Annotated in this window: 28 protein-coding genes, 1 tRNA gene, 2 pseudogenes and 1 other annotated feature; of the genes and pseudogenes, 15 read left to right on the forward strand and 16 right to left on the reverse strand. The window is 67.8% G+C overall.

Features of this window, described 5'->3' with window-relative positions:
• Nucleotides 1-229: 229 nt before the first annotated feature.
• Nucleotides 230-2,431, reverse strand: coding sequence for a hypothetical protein (locus ACF3NH_RS01860; RefSeq protein ID WP_422921652.1), 2,202 nt, complete (start codon nucleotides 2,429-2,431; stop codon nucleotides 230-232).
• 817 nt (nucleotides 2,432-3,248) lie between these two features.
• Here ACF3NH_RS01860 and ACF3NH_RS01865 point away from each other — a divergent pair.
• Nucleotides 3,249-3,893 carry a hypothetical protein gene (locus ACF3NH_RS01865; protein ID WP_422921653.1) on the forward strand — a complete coding sequence of 215 codons (645 nt, stop codon included), beginning with the start codon at nucleotides 3,249-3,251 and terminating at the stop codon, nucleotides 3,891-3,893.
• A 56-nt stretch (nucleotides 3,894-3,949) separates the two neighbouring features.
• Here ACF3NH_RS01865 and ACF3NH_RS01870 read toward each other — a convergent pair.
• A protein-coding gene (locus tag ACF3NH_RS01870; RefSeq protein ID WP_422921654.1) for an IS3 family transposase occupies nucleotides 3,950-5,178 on the reverse strand; the annotation gives its coding sequence in 2 pieces (ribosomal slippage) (nucleotides 3,950-4,881 and nucleotides 4,881-5,178; 1,230 coding nt in all).
• Nucleotides 4,778-4,894, reverse strand: a sequence feature (AL1L pseudoknot). (Overlaps the previous gene by 117 nt.)
• A gap of 58 nt (nucleotides 5,179-5,236) precedes the next feature.
• On the opposite strand from ACF3NH_RS01870, the pseudogene ACF3NH_RS01875 reads away from it, so the two are divergent.
• The 13 genes and pseudogenes from ACF3NH_RS01875 (at nucleotide 5,237) to ACF3NH_RS01935 (ending at nucleotide 15,793) form a co-directional block, all read left to right on the forward strand.
• A pseudogene (locus ACF3NH_RS01875) lies at nucleotides 5,237-5,992 on the forward strand (IS5 family transposase).
• A gap of 18 nt (nucleotides 5,993-6,010) precedes the next feature.
• A complete protein-coding gene (locus ACF3NH_RS01880) occupies nucleotides 6,011-7,468 on the forward strand; it encodes an AlbA family DNA-binding domain-containing protein (protein ID WP_422921655.1) in 1,458 nt (485 codons plus the stop codon).
• 1,081 nt (nucleotides 7,469-8,549) lie between these two features.
• Entirely contained in the window at nucleotides 8,550-8,723 is a 174-nt protein-coding gene (locus ACF3NH_RS01885; protein ID WP_422921656.1) for a hypothetical protein, read from the forward strand.
• A gap of 110 nt (nucleotides 8,724-8,833) precedes the next feature.
• The gene (gene dcd / locus ACF3NH_RS01890) at nucleotides 8,834-9,388 is read left to right on the forward strand and encodes a dCTP deaminase (RefSeq protein WP_422921657.1); all 555 of its coding nucleotides are present in this window, start codon (nucleotides 8,834-8,836) and stop codon (nucleotides 9,386-9,388) included.
• 30 nt (nucleotides 9,389-9,418) lie between these two features.
• Nucleotides 9,419-10,681 carry a UDP-N-acetylglucosamine 1-carboxyvinyltransferase gene (gene murA / locus ACF3NH_RS01895; RefSeq protein WP_198366044.1) on the forward strand — a complete coding sequence of 421 codons (1,263 nt, stop codon included), beginning with the start codon at nucleotides 9,419-9,421 and terminating at the stop codon, nucleotides 10,679-10,681.
• Between the two features lie 36 nt (nucleotides 10,682-10,717).
• Nucleotides 10,718-11,422, forward strand: coding sequence for an ATP phosphoribosyltransferase (hisG, locus tag ACF3NH_RS01900; protein WP_422921658.1), 705 nt, complete (start codon nucleotides 10,718-10,720; stop codon nucleotides 11,420-11,422).
• Nucleotides 11,419-12,729 (forward strand): histidinol dehydrogenase, encoded by a 1,311-nt coding sequence (gene hisD, locus ACF3NH_RS01905; RefSeq protein ID WP_422921659.1) that lies wholly within the window; start codon nucleotides 11,419-11,421, stop codon nucleotides 12,727-12,729. The genes hisG and hisD overlap by 4 nt, the downstream gene beginning before the upstream one ends.
• 195 nt (nucleotides 12,730-12,924) lie before the next feature.
• Nucleotides 12,925-13,143: a translation initiation factor IF-1 gene (infA, locus tag ACF3NH_RS01910; protein ID WP_007003972.1), complete on the forward strand. Its 219-nt coding sequence runs from the start codon at nucleotides 12,925-12,927 to the stop codon at nucleotides 13,141-13,143.
• On the forward strand, nucleotides 13,143-13,793 hold the full coding sequence (locus tag ACF3NH_RS01915) for a Maf family protein (RefSeq protein ID WP_198366041.1): 651 nt from the start codon (nucleotides 13,143-13,145) through the stop codon (nucleotides 13,791-13,793). Before infA ends, ACF3NH_RS01915 begins: the two co-directional genes overlap by 1 nt.
• Nucleotides 13,778-14,887, forward strand: coding sequence for a ribonuclease E/G (locus ACF3NH_RS01920; protein ID WP_422921660.1), 1,110 nt, complete (start codon nucleotides 13,778-13,780; stop codon nucleotides 14,885-14,887). Before ACF3NH_RS01915 ends, ACF3NH_RS01920 begins: the two co-directional genes overlap by 16 nt.
• Nucleotides 14,877-15,062: a DNA gyrase inhibitor YacG gene (yacG, locus tag ACF3NH_RS01925; protein ID WP_422921661.1), complete on the forward strand. Its 186-nt coding sequence runs from the start codon at nucleotides 14,877-14,879 to the stop codon at nucleotides 15,060-15,062. The genes ACF3NH_RS01920 and yacG overlap by 11 nt, the downstream gene beginning before the upstream one ends.
• Before the next feature lie 72 nt (nucleotides 15,063-15,134).
• The gene (locus ACF3NH_RS01930) at nucleotides 15,135-15,572 is read left to right on the forward strand and encodes a septal ring lytic transglycosylase RlpA family protein (RefSeq protein WP_422921662.1); all 438 of its coding nucleotides are present in this window, start codon (nucleotides 15,135-15,137) and stop codon (nucleotides 15,570-15,572) included.
• A 145-nt stretch (nucleotides 15,573-15,717) separates the two neighbouring features.
• Nucleotides 15,718-15,793 (forward strand) — tRNA-Phe (locus tag ACF3NH_RS01935).
• A gap of 151 nt (nucleotides 15,794-15,944) precedes the next feature.
• Here ACF3NH_RS01935 and ACF3NH_RS01940 read toward each other — a convergent pair.
• From ACF3NH_RS01940 to ACF3NH_RS02005, 14 genes and pseudogenes are all read right to left on the reverse strand, one after another.
• A pseudogene (locus tag ACF3NH_RS01940) lies at nucleotides 15,945-16,931 on the reverse strand (tyrosine-type recombinase/integrase); the annotation flags it as partial.
• Nucleotides 16,928-17,161, reverse strand: coding sequence for a helix-turn-helix transcriptional regulator (locus tag ACF3NH_RS01945; protein WP_422921663.1), 234 nt, complete (start codon nucleotides 17,159-17,161; stop codon nucleotides 16,928-16,930). The gene ACF3NH_RS01945 and the pseudogene ACF3NH_RS01940, both read right to left, overlap by 4 nt.
• Complete coding sequence (locus ACF3NH_RS01950) at nucleotides 17,161-18,309, reverse strand: phage portal protein (RefSeq protein WP_422921664.1); 1,149 nt, start codon at nucleotides 18,307-18,309, stop codon at nucleotides 17,161-17,163. The genes ACF3NH_RS01945 and ACF3NH_RS01950 overlap by 1 nt, the downstream gene beginning before the upstream one ends.
• Nucleotides 18,309-18,827 (reverse strand): HK97 family phage prohead protease, encoded by a 519-nt coding sequence (locus tag ACF3NH_RS01955; protein ID WP_422921665.1) that lies wholly within the window; start codon nucleotides 18,825-18,827, stop codon nucleotides 18,309-18,311. The genes ACF3NH_RS01950 and ACF3NH_RS01955 overlap by 1 nt, the downstream gene beginning before the upstream one ends.
• Before the next feature lie 26 nt (nucleotides 18,828-18,853).
• Nucleotides 18,854-20,128: a phage major capsid protein gene (locus ACF3NH_RS01960; RefSeq protein WP_422921666.1), complete on the reverse strand. Its 1,275-nt coding sequence runs from the start codon at nucleotides 20,126-20,128 to the stop codon at nucleotides 18,854-18,856.
• Nucleotides 20,112-20,426, reverse strand: a complete 315-nt coding sequence (locus ACF3NH_RS01965; RefSeq protein WP_422921667.1) for a hypothetical protein — start codon at nucleotides 20,424-20,426, stop codon at nucleotides 20,112-20,114. The genes ACF3NH_RS01960 and ACF3NH_RS01965 overlap by 17 nt, the downstream gene beginning before the upstream one ends.
• Nucleotides 20,426-20,905, reverse strand: a complete 480-nt coding sequence (locus tag ACF3NH_RS01970; RefSeq protein WP_422921668.1) for a hypothetical protein — start codon at nucleotides 20,903-20,905, stop codon at nucleotides 20,426-20,428. Before ACF3NH_RS01970 ends, ACF3NH_RS01965 begins: the two co-directional genes overlap by 1 nt.
• 54 nt (nucleotides 20,906-20,959) lie before the next feature.
• Nucleotides 20,960-21,181 carry a hypothetical protein gene (locus ACF3NH_RS01975; protein ID WP_422921669.1) on the reverse strand — a complete coding sequence of 74 codons (222 nt, stop codon included), beginning with the start codon at nucleotides 21,179-21,181 and terminating at the stop codon, nucleotides 20,960-20,962.
• Nucleotides 21,178-21,609, reverse strand: coding sequence for a hypothetical protein (locus tag ACF3NH_RS01980; RefSeq protein ID WP_422921670.1), 432 nt, complete (start codon nucleotides 21,607-21,609; stop codon nucleotides 21,178-21,180). The genes ACF3NH_RS01975 and ACF3NH_RS01980 overlap by 4 nt, the downstream gene beginning before the upstream one ends.
• Nucleotides 21,610-21,629: 20 nt before the next feature.
• Nucleotides 21,630-22,082, reverse strand: coding sequence for a hypothetical protein (locus tag ACF3NH_RS01985; RefSeq protein WP_422921671.1), 453 nt, complete (start codon nucleotides 22,080-22,082; stop codon nucleotides 21,630-21,632).
• Entirely contained in the window at nucleotides 22,079-22,222 is a 144-nt protein-coding gene (locus ACF3NH_RS01990) for a hypothetical protein (RefSeq protein ID WP_422921672.1), read from the reverse strand. The genes ACF3NH_RS01985 and ACF3NH_RS01990 overlap by 4 nt, the downstream gene beginning before the upstream one ends.
• A 739-nt stretch (nucleotides 22,223-22,961) precedes the next feature.
• Nucleotides 22,962-23,138: a hypothetical protein gene (locus ACF3NH_RS01995; protein ID WP_422921673.1), complete on the reverse strand. Its 177-nt coding sequence runs from the start codon at nucleotides 23,136-23,138 to the stop codon at nucleotides 22,962-22,964.
• Nucleotides 23,135-23,416 (reverse strand): hypothetical protein, encoded by a 282-nt coding sequence (locus ACF3NH_RS02000; RefSeq protein WP_422921674.1) that lies wholly within the window; start codon nucleotides 23,414-23,416, stop codon nucleotides 23,135-23,137. The genes ACF3NH_RS01995 and ACF3NH_RS02000 overlap by 4 nt, the downstream gene beginning before the upstream one ends.
• Nucleotides 23,417-23,693: 277 nt before the next feature.
• Nucleotides 23,694-25,931: a VapE domain-containing protein gene (locus ACF3NH_RS02005; protein ID WP_422921675.1), complete on the reverse strand. Its 2,238-nt coding sequence runs from the start codon at nucleotides 25,929-25,931 to the stop codon at nucleotides 23,694-23,696.
• A gap of 521 nt (nucleotides 25,932-26,452) precedes the next feature.
• Between ACF3NH_RS02005 and ACF3NH_RS02010 the strand changes: the two genes are divergently transcribed.
• Nucleotides 26,453-26,710, forward strand: coding sequence for a hypothetical protein (locus tag ACF3NH_RS02010; RefSeq protein WP_198366038.1), 258 nt, complete (start codon nucleotides 26,453-26,455; stop codon nucleotides 26,708-26,710).
• The last annotated feature ends 14 nt before the right edge of the window (nucleotides 26,711-26,724 follow it).

A 26,724-nucleotide genomic window follows, 5' to 3' on the forward strand; every position in this document is an offset into this window, starting at 1 on the left:
GGTCGTCGAGCGCCCGGCGACGACACTACCATCGTGCTGCTTGCGCACGACAAGACGGTCACGCCGCGCCTCTTCACCTGTGCCCTTCCACAGTTGAATCACGTCAGATGAATACAGGGACCGCTTCGGTCATGACTGCGCCAAACTGCCTCGCTGCGCCTCACCTGCTTCCGCTGAAGGATGAGGACAGGGCTGCGCCGACGAGGCGGAGCGGCCCTGTCTTCAGAGGTCAGGCCGGGAAGATATCCCGCCCTTCGAACTGGCCGTGCTGGATGTAGTGGGCCAACGGATTGAGGCCGGCCTGGGCAACGTCATCATGACGGGCTAGATAGGCGTCCCCGTCGAAGGCCGCGCTCGGGCCTCGGTGCTCCGCCGCACCGAATTGCAGGTAGTGCTCCAGGGGGTTCACCCCCGCCTTCTGCACGTCATCATACCGAGCCAGATACCAGTCGGTGTCGAAGAAGGCGTTGGCGTCGCGCCCCTCCTGCCAGCCGAAGTCCATGTAGTGCTGCGTGGCGTCCACGCCTTCCTTCGCCACATCGGTATAGGTCGCGTAGTAGAAGGTGGCATCGACCAGGGGGTTCTGCGCGCCGGTCGCGTGCGGCGTCGCCTGGATGGCGTCGCGCCCCTCGGCCTCACCATGGAGCAGGTAGTGCAGCAGGGGGTTCAGGCCCTCCCTCACCACGTCGTCGTTCGCCGTCAGATAGGCGGCGCCGTCGAAGGAGAAGCTGGCGTCGCGGCCTTCCTTCCAGCCCGAGGCCATGTAGTGGTCGAAGGCACTGACGCCGGCGGCCAGCACGTCCGGGTTCTGGTTGAGGTAGAAGGAGATGTCGAAGTGGCTGTTGGGATCGCGCCCCTCGGCGGCGCCGAACTGCAGGAAGTGCTGGAGGGGATCGACGCCGGAGGCCGCCACGTCACCGTTGTTCTTCAGGTAGTAGGCCACATCGAACAGCGGCAACACGGATGACCAGTCGTGCTGCGGCAGGGTCGGCGGTTGCGGGTCAGTTGGCGTCTCGGGAACAACCGGAGCGGTGCCGAGCTCAAGGAAGTTCTTGCCCAGTTGGATGCCCGCCAGTTCGGGTGCGACATGGGTGCCTTCGGCTGTCAGGTCGGTGCGCCAGATCACGGCGTCCGAGATCCCCCAGGCGGCTTCCTGGAAAATGAAGCTGCCGTCGGCGAGTTTCGTGACACTGTCGGCGGACAGGTTTCTCGGTACGTCGCTCCCACTCAGGATCTCGGTCGTGCCCATGCCATCGACCAGCAGGAGACTGCGCGTCTCCTCCGAATATCCCTTGATGATGAGCGCGCGGCCATCGCCGAGGGAAGCCACGTTGCCGACCTGGCTCGCCTCCTGGCCAAACAGGAGCGTCCCCGTGCCCTCCGCGCTGCCATCCGTGACGATGATCTGCTCCGCGCCGTCGACGGTCACCTTGAACAGGGTCTTGCCATCGCCGAGGTCGTGAACGGCGTTGCTCAGATTCGCTGTCAGGTCAACCTTGAGAAGGAGATGCGTGCTGGTTCCGTCTGTCACGAAGTAGCTGACGGCGTCCCTGGCTGTTGCATTCGTGGCCGAGGCACCCTCGGCGATGATACGGAACAGGATCCCGTCCTCGCCGATGGGGTTCAGAAGCCTGGCGCCATCCGTTCCAGGTGTGCCCTCCATGATCCGGGTGCCCTCGGGCGTCCCGTCCGTCACTGTGATGTGGCTGCCGTTATCGAGGAACAGGCGGCCATCCGCCAGCATGACGCTCTGCTCCCGCAGGTCCGACAGGGCCACCGTACCCTCGGCGGTCCCGTTGCTCACCCAGAGCGTGGCCTTGGTGGCCGGACCGGTCGTGGATTCGAGGGTGCTGAAGACGAACCGGCCGTCCGGCCATGCATGGATCGGACCGTAGAAGCGCGTGCCTTCGGCGCCTGACGTCATCTCGAGCATCAGATTCGTGCCGTCGCGGGTGCCGTCCGTGACCCAGATCTCCTTGCCATGGGCAGCGTTGCTGGCGACGAAGGCAACCCGCCCGTCCGCGAGAGCAGTGAACATGGCAGGCCCCTCAGTGCCACTGCCGTCATTGATGTCGTAGAGCAGCGACGTTCCGTCAGCCGTGCCGTCCGTGACCCAGAGTTCATAGCCGTGGTCCGGATCCTGGGCGGTGAACAGGGCGCGCCCGTCGGCCAGCCGGGTCATGTTGGCAATGTCGGCGCCGTGCGGCCCCGGCCAGATGTCCCTGAGCAACCGTGGCGCAGCGCCTGTGCCATCGCTCACCCAGAGTTCGGGGCCATGGTCCTCGTCGCTGCGGACAAAGATGAAGGAGGACCCCGAGCCACCGGACGTCGCCAGGGCGGCCGCCCATCTGTTCGGCGTCATGGCCTGCGCGGGAGTTCCGGAGGCCATCTCTACATCCGAGGCGTCGGTATCAACGGTGTTCAGAGCCACGATCAGTCGTCCAATCGGTTTCCGGCTCGCCCTCGGAACGGCGCGCCGATGCTTTCTCTATCGAGCTTCCGCAGCCCGCCGCAGGTGATTGGCGCCGCCCGGACTGCCCCTGCTCCACCGCCACCTGTTGTAAATAGTGGACGACTGATCGAGGGCACGACTGGGGCTTCCCACCCAGCGGCCAGGGAAGCATTCCTCGGCGGGACGTGGTTCGGGAGCGAACGGGAGCTGAGGCTCTGATCACACTCGAATCACATACCAATCGCTGAGGCAGCGACTGAAGGCCATTTGAGAACATTTGGAGAGAAAGTCAATATAAATTAGACAAATTTTATTTGATGAGATTTCAGGCAAAAGATCTATCAGGCATTCACCTTGGCGCAGCCGAACTTTTTCATGGCCGCTTGACGAGCCAAAGCAGGCCGATCCCGGATAGCGTTCTTAGTATCTTCTACCGATTATAACAGAAACGTGATCCGAAGCCTGCTTCGGGCACGAGCGTCTCATCCAGCAAATATCAACCCTGAGTTAAATAAATCTTAACCATTAATAATTATAGGGTTTTTGTAACGGAATGCTGCCGGCCGTCATAAGGCGGTATTCCTGGAAATTGCCAAGTCCAAGATAGAGCGGCCTTCCTTGTCAACACCACGACGACCGCTGCCCTGGCTCGAAAAGGAGCGGGCGTCCGACGCGGAAACCAAGCGCGCGGCCAATGCCGCGTGATCCCGCGTGTTCCCCCGTCAGGGCACAGGCCATGGCGGAACCAACGCACCCGGGTCACGCGCCAGGAGGCGCACCGGGCGAAGGAGCAGTTATGACCCTTAATGGTGTGTACGTTGGTAACGATCCTGCGGTTTTGGATCAGTACACAAACTACATGGGTGGCACTTCCCCCGACCTTATCTATGTCTCCACAGGAATGGCGCATTGGTCCGACTTCAAGGCATCCGTGAACCACTACGCAAATATGTGGGCCGGAAGCGATGCAACGATTTTTTGGTCGGTTCCGCTTACAGTCGAGAACGATGCTTCGCCTTCTTGGACTGGTAGCGACTGGGGTCCCGTTCCCTCACCACAAGATAAGGCAACACTCGCCGAGGCAGCAGCGGGCGCGTTCGACAGCCACTACAAGGATGCAGCCAGGGCCATCCTGGCAGCACAATCAAACGAGCCTGTGATCTACATTCGTACTGGCTGGGAGCTGAATGGCGAGTTTCCATGGTCGGTCAAGAGCTCGTCGGACATTTTGCTTTTCAAAAATGCATTCATTAAGTTTGTTCAGGCGTTTCGTGACGCAGAAGCCGAGATGTACCCATCCAGGACGACGTCCCAGTTCAAGTTCGAATGGAACGTGATGGAGCAGTACGTCGGGGATAACGGGCTAGAGTCTGTTATGGACCTGCGGCTGGGTAACGATCAGGCTGCGCGGCATGAGTGCCCGCAAGCCCTACCCCTCTGACGTTTCCGACGACGAATTGAACCGCCCCGGGTTTGCCGGAGGCTGGTTGGTTTGGGTTAAGCGGCCAGGGCTGGTGCATCCCCCGCAGCATAGTAACGCGCCTCGGCTTCGGCGGGAGGGACGTTTCCGATCGGCTCGAGGAGGCGGTGGATGTTGAACCAGGCCACCCACTCGAGGGTGGCGTATTCGACGGCTTCCAGCGACCGCCACGGGCCGCGGCGGCGGATGACCTCGGTCTTGAACAGTCCGATCACCGTCTCGGCCAGTGCGTTGTCGTAGGAATCACCAACGCTCCCGACGGACGGCTCGATCCCGGCGTCGAGCAGCCGTTCCGTGTACCGAATGCTGACATATTGCGACCCGCGGTCGCTGTGGTGGGTCAGGCCGCCCTTCACGGGACGCCGGTCGTGGATGGCCTGCTCCAGTGCGTCGAGGACGAAGCCTGCACTGGCCGCCCGTGACACCCGCCAGCCGACGATGCGGCGGGCAAAGGCGTCGATGACGAAGGCGACGTAGACGAACCCTTGCCACGTCGCGACGTAGGTGAAATCCGACAGCCACAGCACGTTCGGCGCCGACGCCCGGAACTGCCGGTTCACCTTATCCAGCGGACACGGCGTGGCCGGGTTAGAGACGGTGGTCCTCATCTCCCTCCCGCGCACCGCACCCCGTAGGCCCATGGCACGCATCAGCCGCTCCACCGTGCAGCGGGCCACCACGATGCCCTCGCGGCCGAGCTGCCGCCAGACCTTGCGGGCGCCATAGACCCCGAAATTGGCCGCATGCACCTGTCGGATGCTCTCCATGAGCACCCGATCCTGCCGGGTGCGGGGCGAGGCCTTGGCCGGATCAGTGCGCCGGGCGACATGGGCGTGGTAAGTCGACGGGGCGACCGGCAGCACCCTGCAGATCGGCTCGACACCGTAGACCTCGCGATGATCGTCGATGAAGGCGATCATGGCTTCGAGCGGCGGTCGAGCTCCGCCAACGCGAAATATGCCGACGCCTTGCGCAGGATCTCATTGGCCTGCCGCAACTCGCGGACCTCGCGTTCCAGAGCCTTGATCCGCTCCCCCTCCGCGCTGGTTGGGCCAGGCCGCAGCCCCTGGTCGCGCTCGGCCTGCCTCACCCAGCCGCGCAGCGTCTCCGCCGTGCAGCCGATCTTGGGCGCGATCGAGCCAATCGCCGCCCATTGCGAGGCATGGTCGCCTCCATGCTCCAGCACCATCCGTACCGCCCGCTGCCGGACCTCAGGCGAATATCGGTTCGAAGTCTTCTTCGTCATGGCTCCACCTTCTCAAGAGTTGGAGCCTCCGGGGAACCCGGGGCGGTTCAAATAGGCGTTGGTGGCGCCCTACCTGACATTGCTGTCCGAGGATGCTCAACAGCGTGAGCACAGCTTGCGCGAGGTGTTCAACGGTCTGCGCTACGTGGTGAAGACCGGCGCGCCCTGGCGCTGGATGCCGAACGACCTGCCGCCCTGGGCCGCGGTGTACCAGCAGGCCCAGCGCTAGTGGGCGGCGGGGTGTTTCGAGGCGCTGGCCGAGGATCTGCGCACGGTGCTACAGCTCGCCGCGGGGAGAAAGGCGCGGCCCAGTGCTGCGATCCTAGACAGCCGGACGCTGCGCTCCTCACCCGAAAGCGGAACCCGCGCCGGGTACGACGGTGCCAAGCGCAAGAAGGGCTCCAAGCTGCACCTGGCGGTCGACACGCTGGGGCATCTGCTGGCGTTGCACGTCACGCCCGCCAGTGTCGACGACCGGGCCGAGGTTGGGCGGCTTGCCCAAGCAGTGCAGGCCTCCACAGGCCAGAGCGTCGATCTGGCCTATGTTGACCAGGGCTATACGGGAAGCAAAGCAGCCGATGCCGCGAAGGCCCCCGGCATCGAACTGGAGGTGGTCAGATTGCCAGACGCCAAGCGCGGCTTCGTGCTGCTGCCGCGGCGCTGAGTGATTGAGCGCTGATTCGCCTGGGCAACCCGCTTCCGGCGCTTGGTAAGGGACTACGAGCGCTACGCCAGCACCCTTGCCGATCTCCACCTCGTCGCCTTCGCCTGCATCATGCTCAAGCAGGCCGCTCAACTCGCCGCAGATCCATAACAGCCTCTAGCTCGCGGCATGAAGAACCGGGACATCCAATTCTTTTTCAATCGTCCAGGGCGGGCAGTGAACACAGGACGCATAACCGACATTGCCTCTGGCAGGTATAGCAACTCATCGGGCATTTGCCGGGCCTCCGACGAGGATCTGAATGCATTCCTTGCCAGCCACAAGCCATCCACAGATGTGCCATTGGATGTTGCTCCAGCAGAGGCCGAAGCTTCTAGCCCGTTGTCTGACACGTCGTTGCGGCGGATGTTTATCACGGGCGCTAAGGGTGTGTGGCGCCTGAGCTTGAGAGAGACGGATCAGGCCGAATGCAAGACGAGCTTCGGACTCAAGCATCCGGCGCCCTGGCTGCGAGCGGCAGCGGCCTTGGCCAACAACCGGGGTGGGTACGTCTTCTTCGGGGTGGGCGATAAGGACCCAGATGGCGCGCATCCTGTAGTCGGACTAGCTACAGATGACTTCGCCAACACAGATCCTGCCGAGATCGCACGGCGGCTGCGCGCCACCTTCAATCCGACGCCTCGGCTCCAGCGGGCCCTGTTCGAGGTAGGCGGCAAGAAAGTGGGTGTTCTGCATGTTGAGCAGCACCCCAGCCGTCCGATCATCGCAACCAAAAATGAAGGCGGTGGCGATATCCGAGAGGGCGACATCTTCTTCCGCTATCCAGGGCAATCCACGCGGATCAGTTACGCCGACCTGCGAGCGATGCTGGACGCCCGAGATGCTCAGGCACGAGCCGACATCCTGCCGATGGTCCAGCGCCTTCTGGCACTGGGCCCGGATCGCGCGATGATTGCCGATCTTGCCGAGGGGCAACTGCTTGACGGCAAGCGGACCATCGAACTGGACGAGGACATCATCAAAGGTCTTAGCCTCATCAAGGAGGGTGAATTCGTTGAGAAGGCGGGTGCACCGGCTCTCCGCCTCATCGGTGACGTCAAGACCTCGTCCAAATCCGCGTCGAAGAAAGGCCTTGTCATGCGCTCAGAGATGCAGCGTGACTTCCTCGCTAACCAGCTAACGGCCGATCCGTTGGACTATGTCCGGTGCGCGATTGAGGTGCCAGGAAATGATTGGCTGCCCATCCGGTTCTTTGCCCGGGCTGCTGGCATGTCGAATCAGGACCTCCTGACGTTCATCGAATGCGACGCGGCTGCGATCCCCGCCCAGGTGACACTCTATAAGGCACGCTTGTCTTCCACTGAGAAGGCATATGTACGCCCGCAGGGCCCCGCGGTTGACATGCTCACTCGGCTGCTGAAGGAGACGATCAGGCCGAGAGACATAAAGGACGCACGCATCATCGCTCAGGCGCTACAGGGACTACAGCGCCCGCTGCCGATAAAGCCGGAAGCCATACGGCTTCTACTCACCCAATGTCTCGACCTCATCTCCAAAGGCCACGACAACCCCGCGAAGACCGCTATCCGAAAAGCCATCGCACGCTTTGATGAGGTCACCTCCTGATCCCCGCCGGGAAACATGGGTCGTCTCATTGGTAGCCAAACTTGCTGGCTGCAAATGAGGCGGCGGAAAGCTGACGGCTAAAGAGGATCCGCTTGGCGCCGAGCGCTTGTCACCGAGGCACGTCACCGAAGGTTCTCGGCTCTTGACCATGGCCCTCTGCTGCCCGGCAATCCGTCAGCGGCACGGAAGGCCACGGACAGGCTCCAAAGTCAGAGCAGCGATGGTGAGATCTTGTCGAAGACAGACCACCCGCTGTCGAACCTGATGTCCGCCGACACAGTATAGCTTAAGCTCACGTGTCGGTGATCTGTGGCTGCCGCCGGTGTGGAGATCGTTGTCTCTAAACCAGGAAGAGCGGCCGACAAGGGGAAAGCACTGGCTCCGGCACCAACTCAGCCGGGAGCATCCAAGGGTGGCAGAAGGCGGCAAGCAGCCGCCGAAGAGGACTCATGGTCTACTTATGGCAACATTCATGTAGTCCCGCTCTAATTGCAGCTTAGACGGAGCCCTGTCGGCACAAGCCCGTCACGGAGGGCCGTCGGGCTCTGACCCCTACGAGGACTCCGGGCGGCTCATATGATGGTCTGCGGGCCCTGTGTCGTGGAGGCGACGATATCAACTAGAGGCGGCTGACGTGGCAGCTTCGGCTATCGGCGTGTTGAAATTATAAGCGGGCCTACGCGGGGCCTGGTCTAAAGACGCAGGTGAACAAGTCCACTAAGCTGAGACTTTGCGGTGCCGTCCCGCCAAAGGATTCTTTGAGGTGCTAGAGTCCGCCGCGGCAGGCGGCCTGGCTGTGAACCTAGGCCGCCTGAGGGCACCGGGCAGCCCTTTGTTGAGGCGCCGGTGCTGTGTCAACTGTGTGCCAATCAGAACCGCTATGGCGGGCACAATCCTGCCGCTAACTGCCTTGAAGGCTAACGATCGAGTCTTTGCGACTACAGTAATAACAAAAGGTTAAGGGACCCCATGAAAGTGGCTGGTGTTTCCGCAACTCCCTTGGTAAGGGAGAGATCGACAGTTCAATCCTGTCCAGCAGCACCAGCCGCCCCTTCCCCGGCCGTTTTCCCCGCACCCGACGATGACCGAGTCCCCCGGCAAGCCGCCTTCTCCCGCCGAGCAGGCACGGGCCGAGCGCGAGGCCCGCCTGGCCGCCGCGCTGCGCGAGAACCTCCGCCGCCGCAAGGCGCAGAGCCGCGGCCGCGCCGATCCCCCACCCCCCGCCGAGCCGGCCCCGCCCAAGCCGCGGGACTGACGCGGTCGCCCTCGCCGGCCCTCGGTTGCCGAGGCCAGCCCGCTGCGCTATCCCGGCCCGCCTTTGCCGCCCGCCCCCGTTGCCGCCCGCCCTTGTGCCAGGACGCCGCCATGCCCATCATGCCCGACAGATGGATCCGCCGCATGGCGACGGGGCACGGCATGATCGAGCCCTTCGTCGAGAACCAGCGGCGCGAGGGCGTGATCTCCTTCGGCCTCTCCTCCTATGGCTACGACGCGCGGCTGGCCGACGAGTTCAAGGTCTTCACCAACGTCGACAACGCCCTGGTGGACCCGAAGAAGTTCGCCGAGGACAGCTTCGTCACCCGCCGCGGCCCGACCTGCATCATCCCGCCCAACTCCTTCGCGCTGGCGCATACGGTCGAGTATTTCCGCATCCCGCGCGACGTGCTGGTGATCTGCCTCGGCAAGTCCACCTATGCCCGCTGCGGCCTGATCGTGAACGTCACGCCGCTGGAGCCCGAATGGGAGGGGCAGGTGACGATCGAGATCTCCAACACCACCCCGCTGCCGGCCCGCATCTACGCCAATGAGGGGATCTGCCAGTTCCTCTTCCTGCAGGGGGCCGGGGCGCCGGAGGTGTCCTATGCCGACCGCCGCGGCAAGTACATGGGCCAGCGCGGCGTCGCGCTGCCGCGCCTCTGAGCGGCGCAAGGAAGTAAGGGAGTAAGGCGCATGGACCGCATCCGCATCCGCGGCGGCCGCACCCTCAGGGGCAGCCTCGCCATCGGCGGCGCCAAGAACGCCGCCCTGCCGCTGATGGCGGCGGCGCTGCTGACCGATCAGCCGCTGGTGCTGACCAACGCGCCGGCGCTGGCCGATGTCACCACCATGCGCCAGCTGCTCGCCCAGCACGGGCCGCGCGTCGAGCACGACACCGCCGGCCGCCGCCTGCTGCTGGAGGGCGCCGCCACGCAGTTCGAGGCGCCCTACGACCTGGTCCGCAAGATGCGCGCCTCGATCCTGGTGCTCGGCCCGCTGCTCGCCCGCTACGGCCAGGCGCGGGTGTCGCTGCCCGGCGGCTGCTCGATCGGCACCCGGCCGGTGGACCTGCACCTCAAGGGGCTGGAGGCCATGGGCGCCAGCATCGACCTCGAGGGCGGCTATATCGACGCCCGCGCGCCCGAGGGGGGGCTGCGCGGCGCCCGCATCCTCTTCCCGCAGGTCTCGGTCGGCGCGACCGAGAACCTGCTGATGGCCGCGACGCTGGCGCGCGGCACCACCACGCTGGTCAACGCGGCGCGCGAGCCCGAGATCTGCGACCTCGCCCGCTGCCTGACCGCCATGGGCGCGCGGATCGACGGCATCGGCACCGACCGGCTGGTGATCGAGGGGGTGGAGAGCCTCGGCGGCGCCACCCATCCGATCCTGCCCGACCGCATCGAGGCCGGCACCTTCGCCTGCGCCGCCGCCATCACCGGGGGCGAGGTGCTGCTGGAGGGGGTGCGACTCGAGATCTTCGGCGCCGTCTCGGCCAATCTGCGCGAGGCCGGGGTGGAGCTGATCCAGGAGGAGACCGGGCTCCGCGTGCAGCGGGTGGACGGGCTGCGCGGCGTCGATGCCGTGACCGAGCCCTTCCCCGGCTTCGCCACCGACATGCAGGCCCAGTTCATGGCGCTGATGGCGGTGGCCGAGGGGGCCTCGATGATCACCGAGACGATCTTCGAGAACCGCTTCATGCATGTGCCGGAGCTGACGCGGATGGGGGCGCGGATCAACGCGCACGGCTCCTCGGCCATCGTGCGCGGCGTCTCCCGCCTGACCGGGGCGCCGGTGATGGCGACCGACCTGCGCGCCTCCGTCTCGCTGATCATCGCCGGGCTGGCGGCGCAGGGCGACACGGTGGTCAACCGCGTCTACCACCTCGACCGCGGCTATGAGCGGATCGAGCGCAAGCTCGCCGGGGTCGGCGCGGACATAGAACGTCTGCCCGGCTGACATGGCTCCGTCTCGGAAGCGGTGATACAACCCGTCATGGACCTGCCGATCTCGCCCCTCACCCCGGTCGCCGGGAATGCCGCCCAGCCGCTGGTGCTGGCCCTGCCCAAGGGGCGCATCCTGAAGGAGGTCAGGCCGCTGCTGGTCCGCGCCGGCATCGTGCCGGCCGAGGATTTCCACCACGAGTCCAGCCGCCGCCTGCGCTTCGAGACCAACGACCCGGCGCTCGACGTGGTGCGCGTCCGCTCCTTCGACGTCGCCACCTTCGTCGCCTTCGGCGCCGCCCAGATCGGCATCTGCGGGGCGGACGTGCTGATGGAGCATGACTATCCGGAGATCTACGCGCCGCTCGATCTCGGCATCGGCCGCTGCCGCGTCAGCGTGGCCGAGCCGGAGGAGATGGCGGGCGCCGGCGGCCTGACCCGCGAATCCCGCCTCGCCGTCGCCACCAAGTACCCCAACATCGCCCGCCGCCACTTCGCCGCGCACGGCATCCAGGCCGAGGTGGTGCACCTGAACGGCGCCATGGAGCTGGCCCCCTCGCTCGGCCTCTCCCGCGCCATCGTCGACCTGGTGCAGACCGGCTCGACGCTGAAGGCCAACGGGCTGGTGGAGACCGACGTCATCGCCCAGGTCACCTCCCGCCTGATCGTCAACCGCACCGCGCTGAAGACCCAGCCCGAGGCGATCGGCGTCTGGCTCGCCCGCTTCCGCGCCGCCCTGGCCGAGGTCGCCGCATGATCCGCCTCTCCACCGCCGAGCCCGGCTTCGAGGCCGGCTTCCGCGCCCTGCTCGACCAGGCGCGCGACACCACCGCCCGGGTCGACGCCGCCGTCGCCAGCATCATCGGCGAGATCCGCGCGCGCGGCGACGCCGCCCTGCTCGACCTGACCGCCCGCTTCGACCGCTGGACCCCGCGCGACGCCGCGGCGCTGCGCGTCGGCGAGGCCGAGATCGCGGCCGCCGCCGCCGCCTGCGCGCCCGAGCTGCTGGACGCGCTGGACCTCGCCGCCACCCGCATCGAGCGCTTCCACCAGGCGCAGCTGCCGCGCGACCTCGAGATGGACGATCCGCTGGGCCTGACCCTCGGCCTGCGCTGGAGCGCGGTCGATGCCGTCGGTCTCTACGTGCCGGGCGGCAAGGCGGCCTATCCCTCCTCGGTGCTGATGAACGCCATCCCGGCGCGCGTCGCCGGGGTGCCGCGCGTCGCCATCTGCGTGCCGACGCCGGACGGGGCGCTGAACCCGCTGGTGCTGGCCGCCGCGCAACGGGCCGGCGTCACCGAGATCTGGCGCGTCGGCGGCGCCCAGGCCATCGCCGCCCTGGCCTGGGGCACCGAGAGCATCGCGCCGGTGGACCGCGTCGCCGGGCCGGGCAATGCCTATGTGGCCGAGGCCAAGCGGCAGGTCTTCGGCCGGGTCGGCATCGATTCGATCGCCGGCCCGTCCGAGGTGGTGGTGCTGGCCGATGCCTCGCAGGACCCGGCGCTGATCGCCATCGACCTGCTGGCCCAGGCCGAGCACGACGAAAGCGCCCAGGCCATCCTGATCACCACCAGCGGGCAGATGGCGCATGCCGTCGAGCAGGCGGTGCGGGAGCAGCTGGCCAGCCTGCCGCGCGCCGCCATCGCCGCCGAGAGCTGGCGCCGCCACGGCGCCATCCTGGTGGTGCGCGACTGGGAGGAGGGCGCGGCGCTGGTGGACCGGCTGGCGCCCGAGCACCTCGAGGTGATGGTGGCCGAGCCCGAGGCGCTCTTCGCCCGCATCCGCCATGCCGGCGCCGCCTTCCTGGGCCCGCATTGCCCGGAGGCGCTGGGCGACTACGTCGCCGGGCCGAACCATGTGCTGCCGACCGGCCGCACGGCGCGCTTCGCCTCCGGCCTGTCGGTCTTCGACTTCCTCAAGCGCACCACCTGGATCAGCGCCGAGGCGCGGGGCCTGGAGGCGGTCGGCCCCGCCGCCATCGCCCTGGCCGAGGCGGAGGGCCTGACCGCCCATGCCCGCAGCCTGGCCCTCCGGCTGGGCCAGCGCGGCGGCGAGCCCACGTGACGGGCCCGGGTGAGCCGCGCGCTCCGATGGTTGAAGAATCGGCCGCCTGACGCCATTTCTGCCCCCGACCGGAGGGCGGGCGCGGCCTCGCGCCGCCCCGGCCATTCTTGACCGCCAGGGCAGGGGCCATCATGGTCCGCGCCGCTGGCGCATTCCCGTGCGCCCCCAAGCCGAAACCATGCCGAAAGAGGCCTGATGTCAAAAGAAGATATGATCGAGTTCAGCGGCCAGGTCGTCGAGCTCCTTCCCAACGCGATGTTCCGCGTGAAGCTCGACAACGAGCACATGGTCCTGGCCCATACCAGCGGCAAGATGCGCAAGAACCGCATCCGCGTCCTGGCCGGGGACCGCGTGAACGTGGAGATGACGCCCTACGACCTGACCAAGGGCCGTATCACCTTCCGGTTCAAGTAATGTCCGTGGCGGGCCCGCCGGCCCTGGAAGCGACCCGCGAGGGCGCCCTGCCCCCTCCCCCTTCCGGGCCCGCCCGCCCGCCGCTGCTGCTGGCCAGCGCAAGCCCGCGCCGCCGCGACCTGCTGGCGCGGATCGGCATCACCCCGGCGGCGATCTGGGCACCCGGGATCGACGAGACGCCGGCGCGGGACGAACTGCCACGCCAGCTCGCCGGCCGCCTCTCGCGCCAGAAGGCCGAGGCCGCGCGCGCCCGCTGGCCCGGGCATCTCGTGCTCGCCGCCGATACGGTGGTGGGGGTCGGCCGCCGCATCCTGCCCAAGGCCGAGACCGAGGCCGAGGCGCGGGACTGCCTGGCCCTGCTCTCCGGCCGCCGCCACCGCGTGCACACCGGCGTCGCCCTCGCCCTGCCGGAGGGCCGCGTGCTGACCCGGCTGGTGGAGACCACGGTCACCTTCCAGCGCCTGACGCCGCAGCAGGTCGAGGCCTATCTCGCCGGCGGGGAATGGCGCGGCAAGGCGGGCGGCTACACCATCCAGGAATCGGCGGAGGCCTTCGTCCGCTTCCTGTCGGGCAGCCATTCCAACGTCGTCGGCCTGCCGTTGCACGAGACCGCGCAGTTGCTGCGGGGCATCGGGTGGCTGCGCCCCTGATCCTGGTCTCCGCCTCGCCCGGCGAGCAGCGGACCGCCCTCCTGGCCGATGGCCGGCTGGAGGCCGCCTTCATCGAGCGTCCGGCCCGGCCGGAGGGCATCGGCGATCTGCACATCGCCCGCCTCGCCGCCCGCGCCCCGGCCATGGCCGGGGCCTTCCTGGCCATGGCCGGGGGCGAGACCGGCTTCCTGCCCGATTCCGCGGGCGCCAAGGGCCGCGGCGAGGGCGAGTGGCTGCGCGTCGCCGTCACCCGCGCGGCGCAGGGCGGCAAGGGGCCGCGCCTGGCGCTGCGGCCGGGGGACGGCGCGCCCGAAGGCCCGCCGCGCCTGCTGGCGCGCGGTCCGGACGCGCCGCTGCGCCTCGCAGCCGCGCATCCCACGGCCCTGCTGCGCACCGATGACGCCGCCAGCGCCGCCCGGCTGCGCGCGGCGCTGGGGCCGGAGCGCGTGGCCTTCTCCACCGCTCCGGCCTTCGACGACGCGCTGGAGACGGCGTTCGACCTGCTGGCCTCGCCCGAGGTTCCGCTGGAGGGCGGCGGGCGGCTGACGATCCATCCGACACCGGCCCTCGTCGCCATCGACATCGACGCGGGCAGCGCGGCGGGCCGGCGCGACGCCGCCGCGCACCGGGCGCTGAACACCGCCGCGCTGGCCGAGGCGGCGCGGCAGATCCGGCTGCGGCACCTCGCCGGCGCCATCCTGATCGACATGGCGGGGCTCGCGGTGGCGCGCCGCAAGGCCTTGCTGCCCGCCATGGCCGAGGCCGCCGCGCCCGACCCCGACCTGCGGCTGATCGGCCTGACCGGGCTGGGCCTGATCGAGTTGCAGCGCCGCCGCACCCACCGGCCCTGGCACGAGGTGGTGGGCCTGCCGCCCTCGCCCCTCAGCCGTGGCCTGCTGGCGCTGCGGCGCGGCCTGCGGGACGCCGCCGCCCGCCCCGGCGCCCCGCTGACCCTGACCGCCTCCCCCGCCGTGCTGGCCGCCCTGCGCGACTGGCCCGGCGCGCTGGAGGAGTTCCACCGCGCGGCCGGGCCGCTGCACCTGCGGCCCGACCCGCTCTGCCCCCCCGGACAGGAGCACGTCCATGCCGGATGAAACCCGCCGCCCCGCCCGCAAGGCCGGCTGCCCGGTCTGCGGCAAGCCCTCGCAGCCGGACACCCGCCCCTTCTGCTCGACCCGCTGCAAGCAGATCGACCTCGGCCGCTGGCTGAACGGCGATTACGCCATTCCCGGCCCCCCCGCCGAGGTGGAGGAGGACGGGGAGCGGTAGGTGGCCCGGGGCAACCATTCCACGGGCCAAGCGTAAGGATTTCTAGGAAGCTCGCCGGAACAGGAGGATAGGATGCGACGTTTCACCATGCTTGCAGCCTGCCTGGGGCTGGGCCTCGCCTTTGCCCTGCCGCCGGAGCCCGCCGGGGCGCGGGAGCGGCGCGAGACGGCGGCGCAGCGCGGCGTGGCGGGCCCGCAGGCCAAGCCACAGCGCGGCCACGCCTCCTTCTACGCCGAGCGCTTCCACGGCAAGCGGATGGCGAATGGCAAGCGCTTCCATCGCAATTCCGCCTCGGCCGCCAGCCGCACCCTGCCGCTCGGCACCCGGGCGCGGGTCCGCAACCTGGAGAACGGGCGCACCGCCGTCGTCACCATCGAGGATCGCGGGCCGTTCAAGCGCGGCCGCGTGCTCGATGTCAGCCCGCGCGTCGCCACCCAGCTCGGCATGCGCGAGCAGGGCACCGCCATGGTCGAGATCGTGCCGCTGGGCGGGCGGCAGGATCCGGGCTGAGCTTTTCCCGCTGGGCTTTTCCCGCTGGGTTTTTTCCGCTGGGCTTTTTCCAAGGGTGCCGGCCCGGCCTCTGGACAAGCCCTGACCCTTGGTTTAATCAGCGCCTCCTCTACCGGGGGCGGCCGATACGGCGCCCCGGCCATGGGCCCAGATAGCTCAGTTGGTAGAGCATGCGACTGAAAATCGCAGTGTCGCTGGTTCGATTCCGGCTCTGGGCACCATCCACTTACTATCTCCTTTGTTTTCAGTAGCTTGACTATCGCTTTCGTCCCACTCAGACCCCGCCAGGTTTGAGTGGGACTTTTCATTGCCGGCCGACGCCGCAATGAGGCGGGAGAAAGCGCTCTCCGCCATCACCCGCTGGGCCGCGCCGCGGGTATACCGATCCACCTCCTTCAAGGTCCGATGGCCCGTCACAGCCATGATCTCGTGTGCGCTGCACCCAAGCTCGGCCAGCCGCGCCGCAGCCGCCTTACGCAGCCCATGTGGAGAGCAAAGCGGCAGCCCGGCCTCTCGGCACCAGCGCCGAAAGCTATTGCCGAAGGTCTCGGCCGAGTAGGGCGTCCCCTTCCCGCTCACCAGGAAAGCCAGCTCGCCGGTGGGCGTGGCGTCGATGGCCTGTTGAAGCTCCGGGATGATGGGCAGTTCCAGACGCACCGGCCGCTTGCTCCGGTTCTTGTGCTGAGTGAACCGCAGCCAGCCATCCCGCACATGCTGCCGGCCGAACTGCACCACATCGCTGCGGCGCTGCCCGGTGTAGAGCAGGAGCGCCAAGGCAAGACGCGGCTTGCTCCCCACGGGCCAATGCGCCTCGAAGCGGGCCACCTCCTCCAGCGTCCAGGCGTGGAAGCCCTCGGCGCTTCCGGGCAGGTAGGAGACGCGCAGGGCCGGGTTCTGATCCACCAGGCCCACAGCCATGCCGTGCCGGTAGGCGGCTCTCAGCGCCTTCAGGAGGCCGTTGGCGGCCTCGGGGGTGTCCGCCTTGGCATCCCGGATCACCACCAGGTGCCGCGGCTCCAGGCGGGCGGCAGGCTTGTCGCCACGCTCGACCCGGAAGCGGTCAAGGATCTGCCGCCGCACACGCTGCGTGCGCTCGTCCATCCGTCGGAACTCGGCCGATTTGTAGTAGGCGATGCACAGGGCGTCGACGCTCCCCGGAAGCACCTTGCCAAGCTGCGGCGCGGGCTTCTTCGGCTTGGCATTCACGGCCGCCCGATACTCGGCATCGAAAGCGTCCGTTCCCGGCTCGGCATACAGCCGCATCTTGGGCTTGCCCGGCTGCCGCAGATACACCCGCACATTGCCGTGCCGGTCGGTGTCGCGGACGACGTGCCGGTAGTGACGCTCGACCTTGATCATGCCTCGTCCCAGGGATTGGCATCACCGTCACCGGGAAGCGCCGCGAACGCCACCTCCAGCGCCCGCCGGTCCCACACCTTCCGGCTGCCGATCCGCTTGGCGCCCGGCATCCGGCCATCCTTCACCATCTCGTCAAAGGTGGTGGTGCTGATGCCCAGGAAGGCCGCCGCCGTCGCCCGGCACAGGCCCAGCGGCGGAAGGCTCAGGGGAAGGGCATCGAGCTTTGCCATCAGGCGCCCGCCGCCTGCCCCCGCGGGTTCCAGCCCTCGATTTCGCGGATCTCGTCGGCATCGAGAATACCGGCGTCCACAGCGATCTTGTGGCTCTGCCAGCGCGCCTCGGCGTCAGCCCGCATCAGCCCCGACATATCCAGCTCCAGCAGGCAATCCGCGCTGCTCGCGCCGAATACGCTGCGCTCAAACTCGGCCTCGATCTTCCGCGCCCAGGGCGCCAGGCTGAACTGCGCGAACCAGCGCCCGGCCTCGCGGGAGTTTGTGAAGGTGCCGTGGCTCAGATCCTGGACGATGGGCGGCGGCACCTGGAACAGCCGGCACAACTCCTCCACGCTGAAGCGGCGGCTTTCCAGCAACTCGGCATCTTCGGGGCTGAGCGAGGCATTGTTGAACCGGAAACCGCCTTCCAGCAGCGGCAGGCGGCCATGCTGCATCGCCTCGCGGATCCTGCCCGCCCATCCCTCAGCATCAGTGCGCTGAGCGTCCGTCAGGATGTTCGGCGCCTCAATGAAGCCCTGCGTCCTCAGTCCACCAGAGTAGAGCTTGTTCACCGCCGTGTTGGCGCTGATGGCGATACCCAACACCTCCGGCGCGCGGCTGATGCGGGAGCGCCCGACGATGCCGTCGTCGCTGCGGTCGCGCAGGTGGAACACCTCGCCTTCCAGCAGCCGGCGGCGTGGCCCGTTCACCGGCGCGATGTCGTAGGCGATACGCCCGCTCGGCAGCGCCACCACGCTCACCAGCGGCCAGGGTACGGGCACTAGCGCCGTGGCGCGCCCGGCGCCGTCATACTGGATCTCGGCCAGGGCATTGCCGTGCAGCAGCGCCTGGGCCATCAGCCATTCGACCAGATCCGGCCAGGACTGATGGCTGTTCGGCCGGCGCACCAGGCGGGCCACCGGATGGTCGTACAGCTCCGTGCGGCCACCCGGCGCCCGCCGGTACACATAGGCCGGCAGGCTCGCCATGACGCTGCTGACGGCCCCGACGCAGGCCGTGACGGTCGCAAGGTTCTCGGCCAGCCGCGGACTGACATGCCCGGCCCCCGGCGTCTGCGCGATGCCGAAGAAGCGACCAAAGGTCTCGTAGTCCAGGGCCCGCGTCTCAGCCGGGCGCCGGAGAATGCGAGAGAGAAGGCCGGCCATCACAGCGCCTCCACCATCGCGCGGCGCAGGCGGGCGACCGCTTCGGCGTGGCCCATGGTGCGCGCCCGCGCGCTGATCGTGGTCTGGCTGTAGGCCGGATGCGCCTGCACGATGCTGACCTCGATCAGATCCACCGCGCGCAGCTCCCGCCGGTCCCGCGTCGGCCACGCCTCGTCATTGACACGGAAGCCGAAGGACATGCCGCCCAGATCGCGGCGCTCGGCCAGGGCCAGCACGTCGCGGCCAAGCTGGGTGTCGGGCACGTCCAGCTCGAAGCGCAGGCCCTTCGCGTCCTCCTCCAGCCGCAGCGTGCCGGAGCTGGTGCGGGCCAGCAGGCGGCCGGGATCGTGATCCACCAGGGCCAGCACGTCCTTCTTCATCAGGAGCGCGGCCCGGAAGGCGCCGGGCTGGATCACCTCGACGAAGCCACCGATCTGGGCGGGCACGCCGAAGGAGGCCGCATAGCCTTCCAGGCGGCGCCCGGAGGCGCGCAGCTCGACGGCCGCGCGCCTTTCCATCCCGTCAGGGAACCGGGCCGCGCTCATCAGGCCACCGCGTCGGTGATGGCCGCGAAGCTCTCCGGGTGACGCACGGCGATATCCACCGTCATCATCGCCCGGATCTGCACATTGCCCTTCGAGTAGGCCGTGCTCTCGTACGGGTTCACCAGAACGTCGAGCTCGGACCAGACACCGATCAGTAGATCCGACCAGTTGCCATAGATCAGCGCCGAGAGGTTGTTGCCGGTGCCCTTGCTCAGGTTGCTCGGCACCAGGTTGCTGACGGCGACCGTCTGGCCCTGGAACACCGTGGCGAGGCCCAGGGGAACGCCCGTGCTGTCCTTCAACTTCGCGGCGGCGCGACGGGTCTTGCTGTTGATCAGGAAGCCGGTGCCGGAGGCATTCGCGTCGTCCACCAGCCCGACCAGATCGGCCACCGCGTCATAGGTCAGCGCGCCGCCATTCGTGCCGAGGGAGACGGTGCCGATGCCCGCGGTGTTCAGGATGCCGCGCGGCTGGTTGCTGGTGCCCGTTCCGGCGATGGCGGCCGTGTCCAGCTTCTCGGCCAGTTCCAGCGCCATATCGTTCCGGGCGAGCTGCTCGACGTCCGGGCTGCTCTGCAGCACCATGTTGCGCGACCATTCGCTGATCACGCCGGCATGCTTCGGCGTCAGGGTAATCGCCTCGAACTGCGGATCGCTGTTCGGCAGGGGGCTGTTCTCGGCCACCCAGCCGGCGGTCACGCTAGCCTTCCGGCGCGGGATGGAGAGATTGCCGGTCAGGCCGGTGAGCACCGTCGCGCCTAGCGAGCGCACCCGCGTGGTGTTGCGCAGGCGGTCGATGAACAGGTCCGGGCGATGCTCGGTCGCGATCAGGTTGCTGCCGGGACCGCCCGCCGGGGCCGCCGTGGTCAGCACGCGCTGCTCCATGGGCTGGCCCATGTGCCAGTAGAGACCCTGCGCCTTACGACCGGAGCGGCGCTCCAGCTCGGCGCTGATCTCGCGGGCGCGGCCGGCGGCGTGATCGTTACCCCCCATGCCGGCCCGCACCACGTCGAGCAGGCCGACGCGAGCCGCCTCGCGATCCAAGTTGGCATCGCCGGTGCCGTTCAGGGGCTGGCCGGCGGCGCGGCGGTCGAGATCGTCGAGCATGGCCTGGCGGCGCTCGGCGTCGGTCACGCGCAGCGCTTCGGCCTCCAGCGCATCGGCGCGGGCGCGCGTCTCGTCCGGCAGCGCGCCGTCGGGATGCTTGGCGAGGATGTCGTGCAGCTCGGCGCGGATGGCTTCGCGGCGAGAGATCAGGTCACGGATGGACGGCATCGCGATTGTCCCAAACAGACGATGCCTTCGCGACGGGCGTTTCGGCGGCGGCCTTCATCTGCTCGTAGAGCGTGGCCGCATCACTCACCATCTTCCGCCGGGTGCCGCCATCCTTGACGTGGATGCGGGCCCGCTGGCCGGTGAGCTTGGGGAAGGCGACGAACGGCTTGCCATGGCAGTCATGGCCCAGACGGCAGCCGGAGATGGTCATGTCGGCATAGCCGAGCGTGACCTCAGCGCAGTAGCCCTCGCTGGGGAAGCCTTCGAAGGGGCGCAGCGCGAGGATCTCGAAGCGCATCAGGCATTGCCCCGCAGCTTCGTGATCAAATTGCCGAAGATCGTGTCGAGATCGAAAACGAGCTCGACGGTCGGCGGCTCCTGATCCTCCGGCGGGTTCTCCAGCGCGTCCGCGTTGATGCCAATGCGAACCCTGCCCTCCCCGGGGATGCCGAAGTAGGAGATGATCATCTGCCGAGGGCGCTTCGCCTGGTGCAGCGCCCTGAGCCACATGTCGGCATAGCGATAGAACACGCTCGGATTCTCGAGCTCCACCGCTTCGATGCCGCTGCGGGTCTTGTGGACCAGCAGCGCCGTCGCCAGGGCGTCACGCAAGGACATCTGCATGGGGCGGCCCCGTCCGCCGCGGCCGAAGTCGTAGTGATCGAACATGCCGCGGGAGCCCCAGGTGCCGATGGTGGACTGCGCGAGTCCGAGGGCCGCCGCGATGACCGGGGAGGGAAAGGGGCCTTGCGGCAAGGGCTCGTCGGGCTTGGGCACGGCCACACCTCAGAAAGCTTGACTGAGCTAATATAGCCATGTTGCCAACCAAGCTCAATGGGGATTTATGTGTCCCGCCTTATGCCACCTCTGCCGCTGCTCCAGCCAGGAAAGATGCTTCTCGGCATTTCCCGGCAGGAGAAGCCAGCCGGGCTCGTAGCCGAACTGCTCCTCGATCTCGGCGGCCAGCGCCTGCTTCCGCCCCTCGCGCCAGGCCAGCTCCAGCTCAAGGCAACGGATGCGGATGCGGAGCCAGAGCTTGCGGAGCCGCCTCATGCCTGACCTCCCAGCTGCCGCAGAATATCTTCGGTGAGGCTCCACACGGCCAGCTCTTCCGAGTTGAGGGCGTCGCCGTCGAGAGCGGCCTGTACCCGGCGGCGCATGACGCGCGCCCTCCAGACCAGCCCGGCCGTCGTCTGCGCCGGGATCTCATGCAGGGCGGCCAGGGTCTCGTTCATCTCCGGGACCAGCGCCCGCTGGGCATCGCCGAAGCGGTCGCGCTCCACCTTGTCGCCGGCCTCGTCCGCCTCGCATTCCAGTTCGAACAGCCGGTCCCATGTGTCCTCAATATTGAGGACACGCTGGCACAGGGCGATCAGCTCGGCGTCGGGGTTCTCCTCAACATTGAGGAGAAGGGTATCATCAATATGGATGACCTTTGCCACCACCGGCGCAACCGCCACGGGCGCCAGGGCCGCGGCCATGAGCATTCTTCTGCGCGCGGTCACAGCGTCACCGCCCAGCCGGCGCAGGCCACGAAGACGATGCAGCAGGCGGCGATGCTGGCGCGGAGGGCGGTTTCGGCCGCATCCTTCGCCCGCTCCGACAGGCCGGCGACCTTGGCGGCGCGGCGCGCGGCCTTCTCATCAACGCCGATCTCGCGCGCGGCGGCCTTGCGTCCCCCCTCCGGGCGGCCGGGGGGTTTCGCGGCAACTTGCCGCGAAACGTCCGCCTTCTCCTCCGTCAGCCTGATCCACTCCGCCACGTGCTCCGACCGCTCCAGCACGTTGCACGACGGCACACTGCCGATATGCAACAGCAGGGCCCGCGCCGGCCAGACGAAGGCCAAGACCGGCGGCCGGTCGCCGTTCGCCATATAGGCCAGGGAGCGCCGCAGGAAGCCGGAGCGGTAGGGCTTTTGCGCCGGGGCAGCGCAGAAGGGTGCGGGGCGGCTCATCGCACCACCTCGCCCTCGATCACCGTGCAGAGTTTGGAACCGCGGCGGTGCGAAACCACCGGCGCGCACTGACCGCGCGCCTCCTGGGTCCGGGCGGGGAAGGGCCGCGGCGCGTCGTAGGCGTCCAACAGGTCGCTCACCGTGAGCGACCTTGGGCGGCGGTCTTCTTCTGGACGCGCAGTCAGTGCGCGCGTATTCGGCGCAGTTAGCCATTGCCGGTTCTCCAAGCGAACGGGTGGTGGTTAGGCCGGGACAGGAAGTGCCACCTTCCTCCCCGGCCGCTTTCGTGATATCAGCAATGCATGCCGCCGTCAACTCGTGATACCACGAAAAAGCGACCGCCTCAGGCAGGGACGCCGATTATGCTCAGGCTCCAGCCTGAGGCTCTGGCTCGCCTGGATACTTGGATAGAGCGGCAGGATGACGCGCCTTCCCGGCCCGAGGCGGTGCGGCGGCTGCTCGATAAGGCTTTGCCGAAGTAAGACGCATGTACCTCAAGGTATGGTCGTATTGCCCATACCTTTGCGCCTGGCAGAACCGGCACGCGCACTTCTGGAAGGGATGAAAGAATGACGCTTTCGGAACTCGCCCTTCTGTCCATCGGGCCGTTTGGTCTGCTGGCCGCCGCCGTGCTCAGCTACTGGATCACGCATCGGGACCGGGCAGCGCACTGAGCCAATCGGAAAATCGCTCAGAGCTGCCGCGCTAGACCGCGACCCCAGGTGATTTTTCCAGCGTGCGGATTAAAGATCGCGCGCATTGCATGCCCGGATATTCGCCCGGCATGCAATGCGCCTCGACCCTCTGTTCCCAAAAACATGGTGATTTAGCGAAAATCACCTAGGGGGCGCGGTCTAGCCGGGCAGCCCTGAGCGATTTTCATTCGGCGGGCGCGCTGGCGAGAGATGCCCCGCCCTCCTCCAGCCGTCGCAGCGCCGCCAGGGCTTCCGCGAGACTCGGGAAGACGGTCGGCCTGGCCCGGCCGGGGATCGCCAGCGCGGGCCGTGGCGCACCCTCTGGATCGCAGGCATCGGGCAGCAACAGGACGCGGATCATGCATGGCCTGCCCGGCTACCGCAGCAGCCTGCCGCATATAGGCGGAGATGTTCGGCCTGGGCCGCGTCGAAGAAGGCGTTGGCAAGGGTCAGGACCTCGGGGCGGGCGTAGCCGGCATTCGCCGCCGTCGCCTCGATACATTCCTCGGCCTGGTACAGGGCAGCCGTGGCGTCGTCCTGATCGGTCGCCCAGGCCATGACCGAACGGGCGAAGTCCCTACCGGCCTCCCGCGCATCCTCCAGGTCGGCCGCGCCGATGCGGATGGGATAGCGGCTCATGCCGGGCGGCTCCGGCTCGGGACGGGGGCGGCGCGCGGGGAGTGCCGCACCGCAAAGTGCGGCACTGGGTAAGCCGTTGATATCTCAGCGTTCAGTGCCGCAGTGTCGCACAGTGCCGCATTTTCCCCTACGTACTTCCTAGGGGTAGTGGTGCTGGTAGGGGGGTAGATAACTCCTACAGACCTCGTAGGGGAATGTGCGACACTGTGCGACACTGTGCCCTTAGCGCATTGTTTTTGCTGAGGGTCGCAGTGTCGCACTTTCGAGAGTGCGACACTCATGGCCGCCCCTCCTTGAGCCACCACTTAATTCCGTTCGAGGCTCGCCGCCCCCAGCCGAGCCGCTCCAGCGCGGCGGCGATGCGCCGCTGGTCGGCCGTGCCGATCTTCGCCGTCTCGATACCCAGGGCGCCACGAGCCACGGCCAGCACTGTCACCTTGTCCTTGCTGTGCAGCCATTCCGCGATGGCCTGTTCCCAGGCATCGGCCTCGTAGCGCTGTTCCTGCTCGCTGCGGATGTGCTCGGCCTCGAAGTCCCGGGACGGCCACCACGGCGTGCCCTGGCGATACAGGGCATAGGCCTCGGCAAAGAGCTGGTCGCGGCCCCGGACCAGCCCGGCCACGTCCAGCACCGGCGCCACCTTCACCGGCCAGAACCGCCGCCCGCCGGTCTCATCCCGCAGGTAGGCGGTCTTGTTGGTGGTGCCGATGAAGACGCACTGCCGGGGCTCGATCACGTCCTTCCGGCCGTAGCTCGGGCGGTAGCGCTCGATGGGCCGGGTGATGAAGGCCTTCAGCGCGGCGGCCTCGGCCTTGTCGAGCGCCGACATCTCGGCCACCTCGATCAGCCACTTGCCGTTCAGGTGCTGCGACACGTCCTTGCCGCCGCGGATATCCGGCAGGTTGTCGCTGAACCACGGCCCGCCGAGGATGGCGCAGGCGGTGGATTTCATCGCCCCCTGCGCGCCTTCCAGCACCATCATGTAGTCGGCCTTGCAGCCGGGCTGGAACACGCGGGCCACCATGGCAACCATGAACATGGTGCCGATGCCGGCGGTGTAGGGCGTGGCCTCGGCGCCGAGATAGGTGTGCAGCCACGTCGCCAGCCGCGGCTGCCCGTCCCAGAACAAGCCGTTCAGGTACTGCTGCACCGGGTGAAAGCCCCGTTCCCTGGCCCGCAGCGACACGGCCTGGTGCACCGTGTCCTTGCTCACCCTCTCCAGTCCCTGGCGTTGCAGGAACTCCTGTAAGGCGCTGACATCGGCATCCTGCACCGGTCGCGCCTCTTCCGGCGGGCACAGGCTGGACGGCACCGGCCGCGCCAGGATCTCGGCCCGCAGCATCTGGTCATAGGCCAGCAGATCCGTGAGCTGCCGGTCGGCGCGGAGCGCCAGCATGACGTTCGCCAGATTGCCGCGCGGGTCGCCTTCCTTGTCGGTCTGGCAGTCCCGGAGCCAGGGCGCGGCGCCCTCCGGGGAGCTGGTTCGGCCGGTGTTGTCGTTGTTCCCCTTCCGCTCCGGCTTCCAGCCGTTCTGGCGCGCTTCCCAGAACAGCGATGCTGCTTTGATCCGCAAGCTGCTGGTGCGGAAGCTGGCCCATTTGGTGCGGGTGGCAGCCTCGTCATGCTTGGAGGACTGCGCCGACCAAGCCATGAACAGGTCTTCGCCATCGTCGGCCAGGGCGTCATAGATGGCGGCGCCAATCTTCACCCAGCCATGCCAGTCATGCCGGTTCGGGACGGCCGCCAGGGCGCTTTCCACTTCGTCGCGGGTAGGGGCCCGATAACCGCCAGCCCTTCGTGCTGAGGGCTTCTCCCCCGCGCCATCCGACAGGATCGGATCGGCTTCCGCTGCCAGCTCGTCCTCGCGGTCCTTGTCGGTCCTTCCGCCCGCTGCACGGATCATGGCCTCGGCCGCGGTGATGAAGCCAGCCATGGTCGCCGCCGTGACGGCCGGCAGCTCGTCCAGGGGCGTGCTGTCAGGACCGCTATCGGGCCATTCATAATCCCGCCCGGTATCGGGATGCAGGCCATACCCCACGAACTGCTGACCGTCTGCCAACACCTCGACTTGCGCGCTGGTGCCGTCCGGTAGCTTCATCGTCGGCGCCGTCATCAGCTTGTCGAACGGCACCACGGCCCGATAAGCCAGGAGGCGTTTTGGCGCCCGCCCGATGCGGAGCAATGGCGTCTCCCCCAGCATGGTCCGCGCCAGCCCCTCAAGCCGTCTTGCAAGGCCTTCTTCGTGCACGTCGATATCCACCCCGACAAGCTCGCCACAGACAAGGCCGGTGTTCGGATGGTTGTGGATTGTTGCCGGCCACGCGGCCACCATGTCGGCGGTAACGGTCCCTGGACGCACCGTGTTCCAGCCCTTGAAGAACGGCTGCTTGCCGGGGCTCTTGACCTTCTCGTGCTTGTAATTCGGCGCGGTGACGGGGATCGGCGCATAGCCGTTCGCCAGCAGCCGCAGGCGGAGGGCGGTTGTGGGGTCGGGCTGCTGCGTGGCGGCGCTCATCGCAGGCCCTCCACCACCAGCAGGTAGCCGGTGCGCTGATAGGGGCTCCCCGGACGATGGCAGTGCGCCTGACGGTGCGGGTTCTGCCCATCGAGGATGCCGGCGGCACCGTGCTGGTGATGGCACCCACAATGCGAGCACCAGACGCGAACAGTCTTGCTGGTCGCGCTCAAGGTTGCGCGGAGCACGCTCGCCCCCCCGCTTCCGGCTTGCCCCGCACCCGAAAAAGTGGGACTTTCCGGATTAGAAGGCCGTTGAATTTCCTCGCTTTTGCTGCGGTCCCACTGAGAACTAACTTGCTGATTTACCGGGGCTTCCGCCGCTCGGCTCTGGGCACCATCCTCCCTCCTCCGATCCGAGCCGTAACTCAGGCTCTCGGCGGCACCGTCCCGCCATGGGGCGTCATGCGCTCATCCCGGACTTGCGGGTTCTCCGCGGAGCGATTGGCCAAAGCGCGGGACAGGACGGCGACGAAAAGCGGGCCGAGACGTTCATCCTCCTGGAAACAAGGAGGCGTCCCGATGCCCAAGGCCGAGCGGTTGATCCATGGCAGCTCCAATGGCGATTCCTGGTACCTCGTGCAGGACCCGGACCGGGGCGCGCTCGTGCGGCACGAGCCCAACGCTCCCTCCGGCGGGGCCGTCTCCGAGATCCCGGTGGCGACCTTCCTGGCCCGGGGGAACGGGCCGGAGCAGGCCGAGCTGCTCCGTCTGATCGGCACCCTCGCGGCGCAGATGCCGGAGAAGGAGGCGGAGAGGGTCGCGCAGGTGCTGCGGTAGAGGGCGACCCCGCG

The sequence above is a fragment of the Pseudoroseomonas sp. WGS1072 genome, assembly GCF_049340465.1.
Lineage (GTDB): Bacteria > Pseudomonadota > Alphaproteobacteria > Acetobacterales > Acetobacteraceae > Pseudoroseomonas.

Excerpts from the sequence above, each read along its gene's own strand:
- ACF3NH_RS01980 (WP_422921670.1), bottom strand. The coding sequence starts at position 21,609 with ATGGCCGCGGCCCTGGCGCCCGTGGCGGTTGCGCCGGTGGTGGCAAAG.
- ACF3NH_RS01995 (WP_422921673.1), bottom strand. The coding sequence starts at position 23,138 with ATGATCCGCGTCCTGTTGCTGCCCGATGCCTGCGATCCAGAGGGTGCG.
- hisD (WP_422921659.1), top strand. The coding sequence starts at position 11,419 with ATGATCCGCCTCTCCACCGCCGAGCCCGGCTTCGAGGCCGGCTTCCGC.
- ACF3NH_RS01865 (WP_422921653.1), top strand. The coding sequence starts at position 3,249 with ATGACCCTTAATGGTGTGTACGTTGGTAACGATCCTGCGGTTTTGGAT.
- ACF3NH_RS01915 (WP_198366041.1), top strand. The coding sequence starts at position 13,143 with ATGTCCGTGGCGGGCCCGCCGGCCCTGGAAGCGACCCGCGAGGGCGCC.
- ACF3NH_RS02010 (WP_198366038.1), top strand. The coding sequence starts at position 26,453 with ATGCCCAAGGCCGAGCGGTTGATCCATGGCAGCTCCAATGGCGATTCC.
- yacG (WP_422921661.1), top strand. The coding sequence starts at position 14,877 with ATGCCGGATGAAACCCGCCGCCCCGCCCGCAAGGCCGGCTGCCCGGTC.
- ACF3NH_RS02000 (WP_422921674.1), bottom strand. The coding sequence starts at position 23,416 with ATGAGCCGCTATCCCATCCGCATCGGCGCGGCCGACCTGGAGGATGCG.
- ACF3NH_RS01885 (WP_422921656.1), top strand. The coding sequence starts at position 8,550 with ATGACCGAGTCCCCCGGCAAGCCGCCTTCTCCCGCCGAGCAGGCACGG.
- ACF3NH_RS02005 (WP_422921675.1), bottom strand. The coding sequence starts at position 25,931 with ATGAGCGCCGCCACGCAGCAGCCCGACCCCACAACCGCCCTCCGCCTG.
- ACF3NH_RS01965 (WP_422921667.1), bottom strand. The coding sequence starts at position 20,426 with ATGCGCTTCGAGATCCTCGCGCTGCGCCCCTTCGAAGGCTTCCCCAGC.
- infA (WP_007003972.1), top strand. The coding sequence starts at position 12,925 with ATGTCAAAAGAAGATATGATCGAGTTCAGCGGCCAGGTCGTCGAGCTC.
- murA (WP_198366044.1), top strand. The coding sequence starts at position 9,419 with ATGGACCGCATCCGCATCCGCGGCGGCCGCACCCTCAGGGGCAGCCTC.
- ACF3NH_RS01960 (WP_422921666.1), bottom strand. The coding sequence starts at position 20,128 with ATGCCGTCCATCCGTGACCTGATCTCTCGCCGCGAAGCCATCCGCGCC.
- ACF3NH_RS01930 (WP_422921662.1), top strand. The coding sequence starts at position 15,135 with ATGCGACGTTTCACCATGCTTGCAGCCTGCCTGGGGCTGGGCCTCGCC.
- ACF3NH_RS01945 (WP_422921663.1), bottom strand. The coding sequence starts at position 17,161 with ATGGCAAAGCTCGATGCCCTTCCCCTGAGCCTTCCGCCGCTGGGCCTG.
- ACF3NH_RS01950 (WP_422921664.1), bottom strand. The coding sequence starts at position 18,309 with ATGGCCGGCCTTCTCTCTCGCATTCTCCGGCGCCCGGCTGAGACGCGG.
- hisG (WP_422921658.1), top strand. The coding sequence starts at position 10,718 with ATGGACCTGCCGATCTCGCCCCTCACCCCGGTCGCCGGGAATGCCGCC.
- ACF3NH_RS01880 (WP_422921655.1), top strand. The coding sequence starts at position 6,011 with ATGAAGAACCGGGACATCCAATTCTTTTTCAATCGTCCAGGGCGGGCA.
- dcd (WP_422921657.1), top strand. The coding sequence starts at position 8,834 with ATGCCCATCATGCCCGACAGATGGATCCGCCGCATGGCGACGGGGCAC.
- ACF3NH_RS01985 (WP_422921671.1), bottom strand. The coding sequence starts at position 22,082 with ATGAGCCGCCCCGCACCCTTCTGCGCTGCCCCGGCGCAAAAGCCCTAC.
- ACF3NH_RS01975 (WP_422921669.1), bottom strand. The coding sequence starts at position 21,181 with ATGAGGCGGCTCCGCAAGCTCTGGCTCCGCATCCGCATCCGTTGCCTT.
- ACF3NH_RS01955 (WP_422921665.1), bottom strand. The coding sequence starts at position 18,827 with ATGGAAAGGCGCGCGGCCGTCGAGCTGCGCGCCTCCGGGCGCCGCCTG.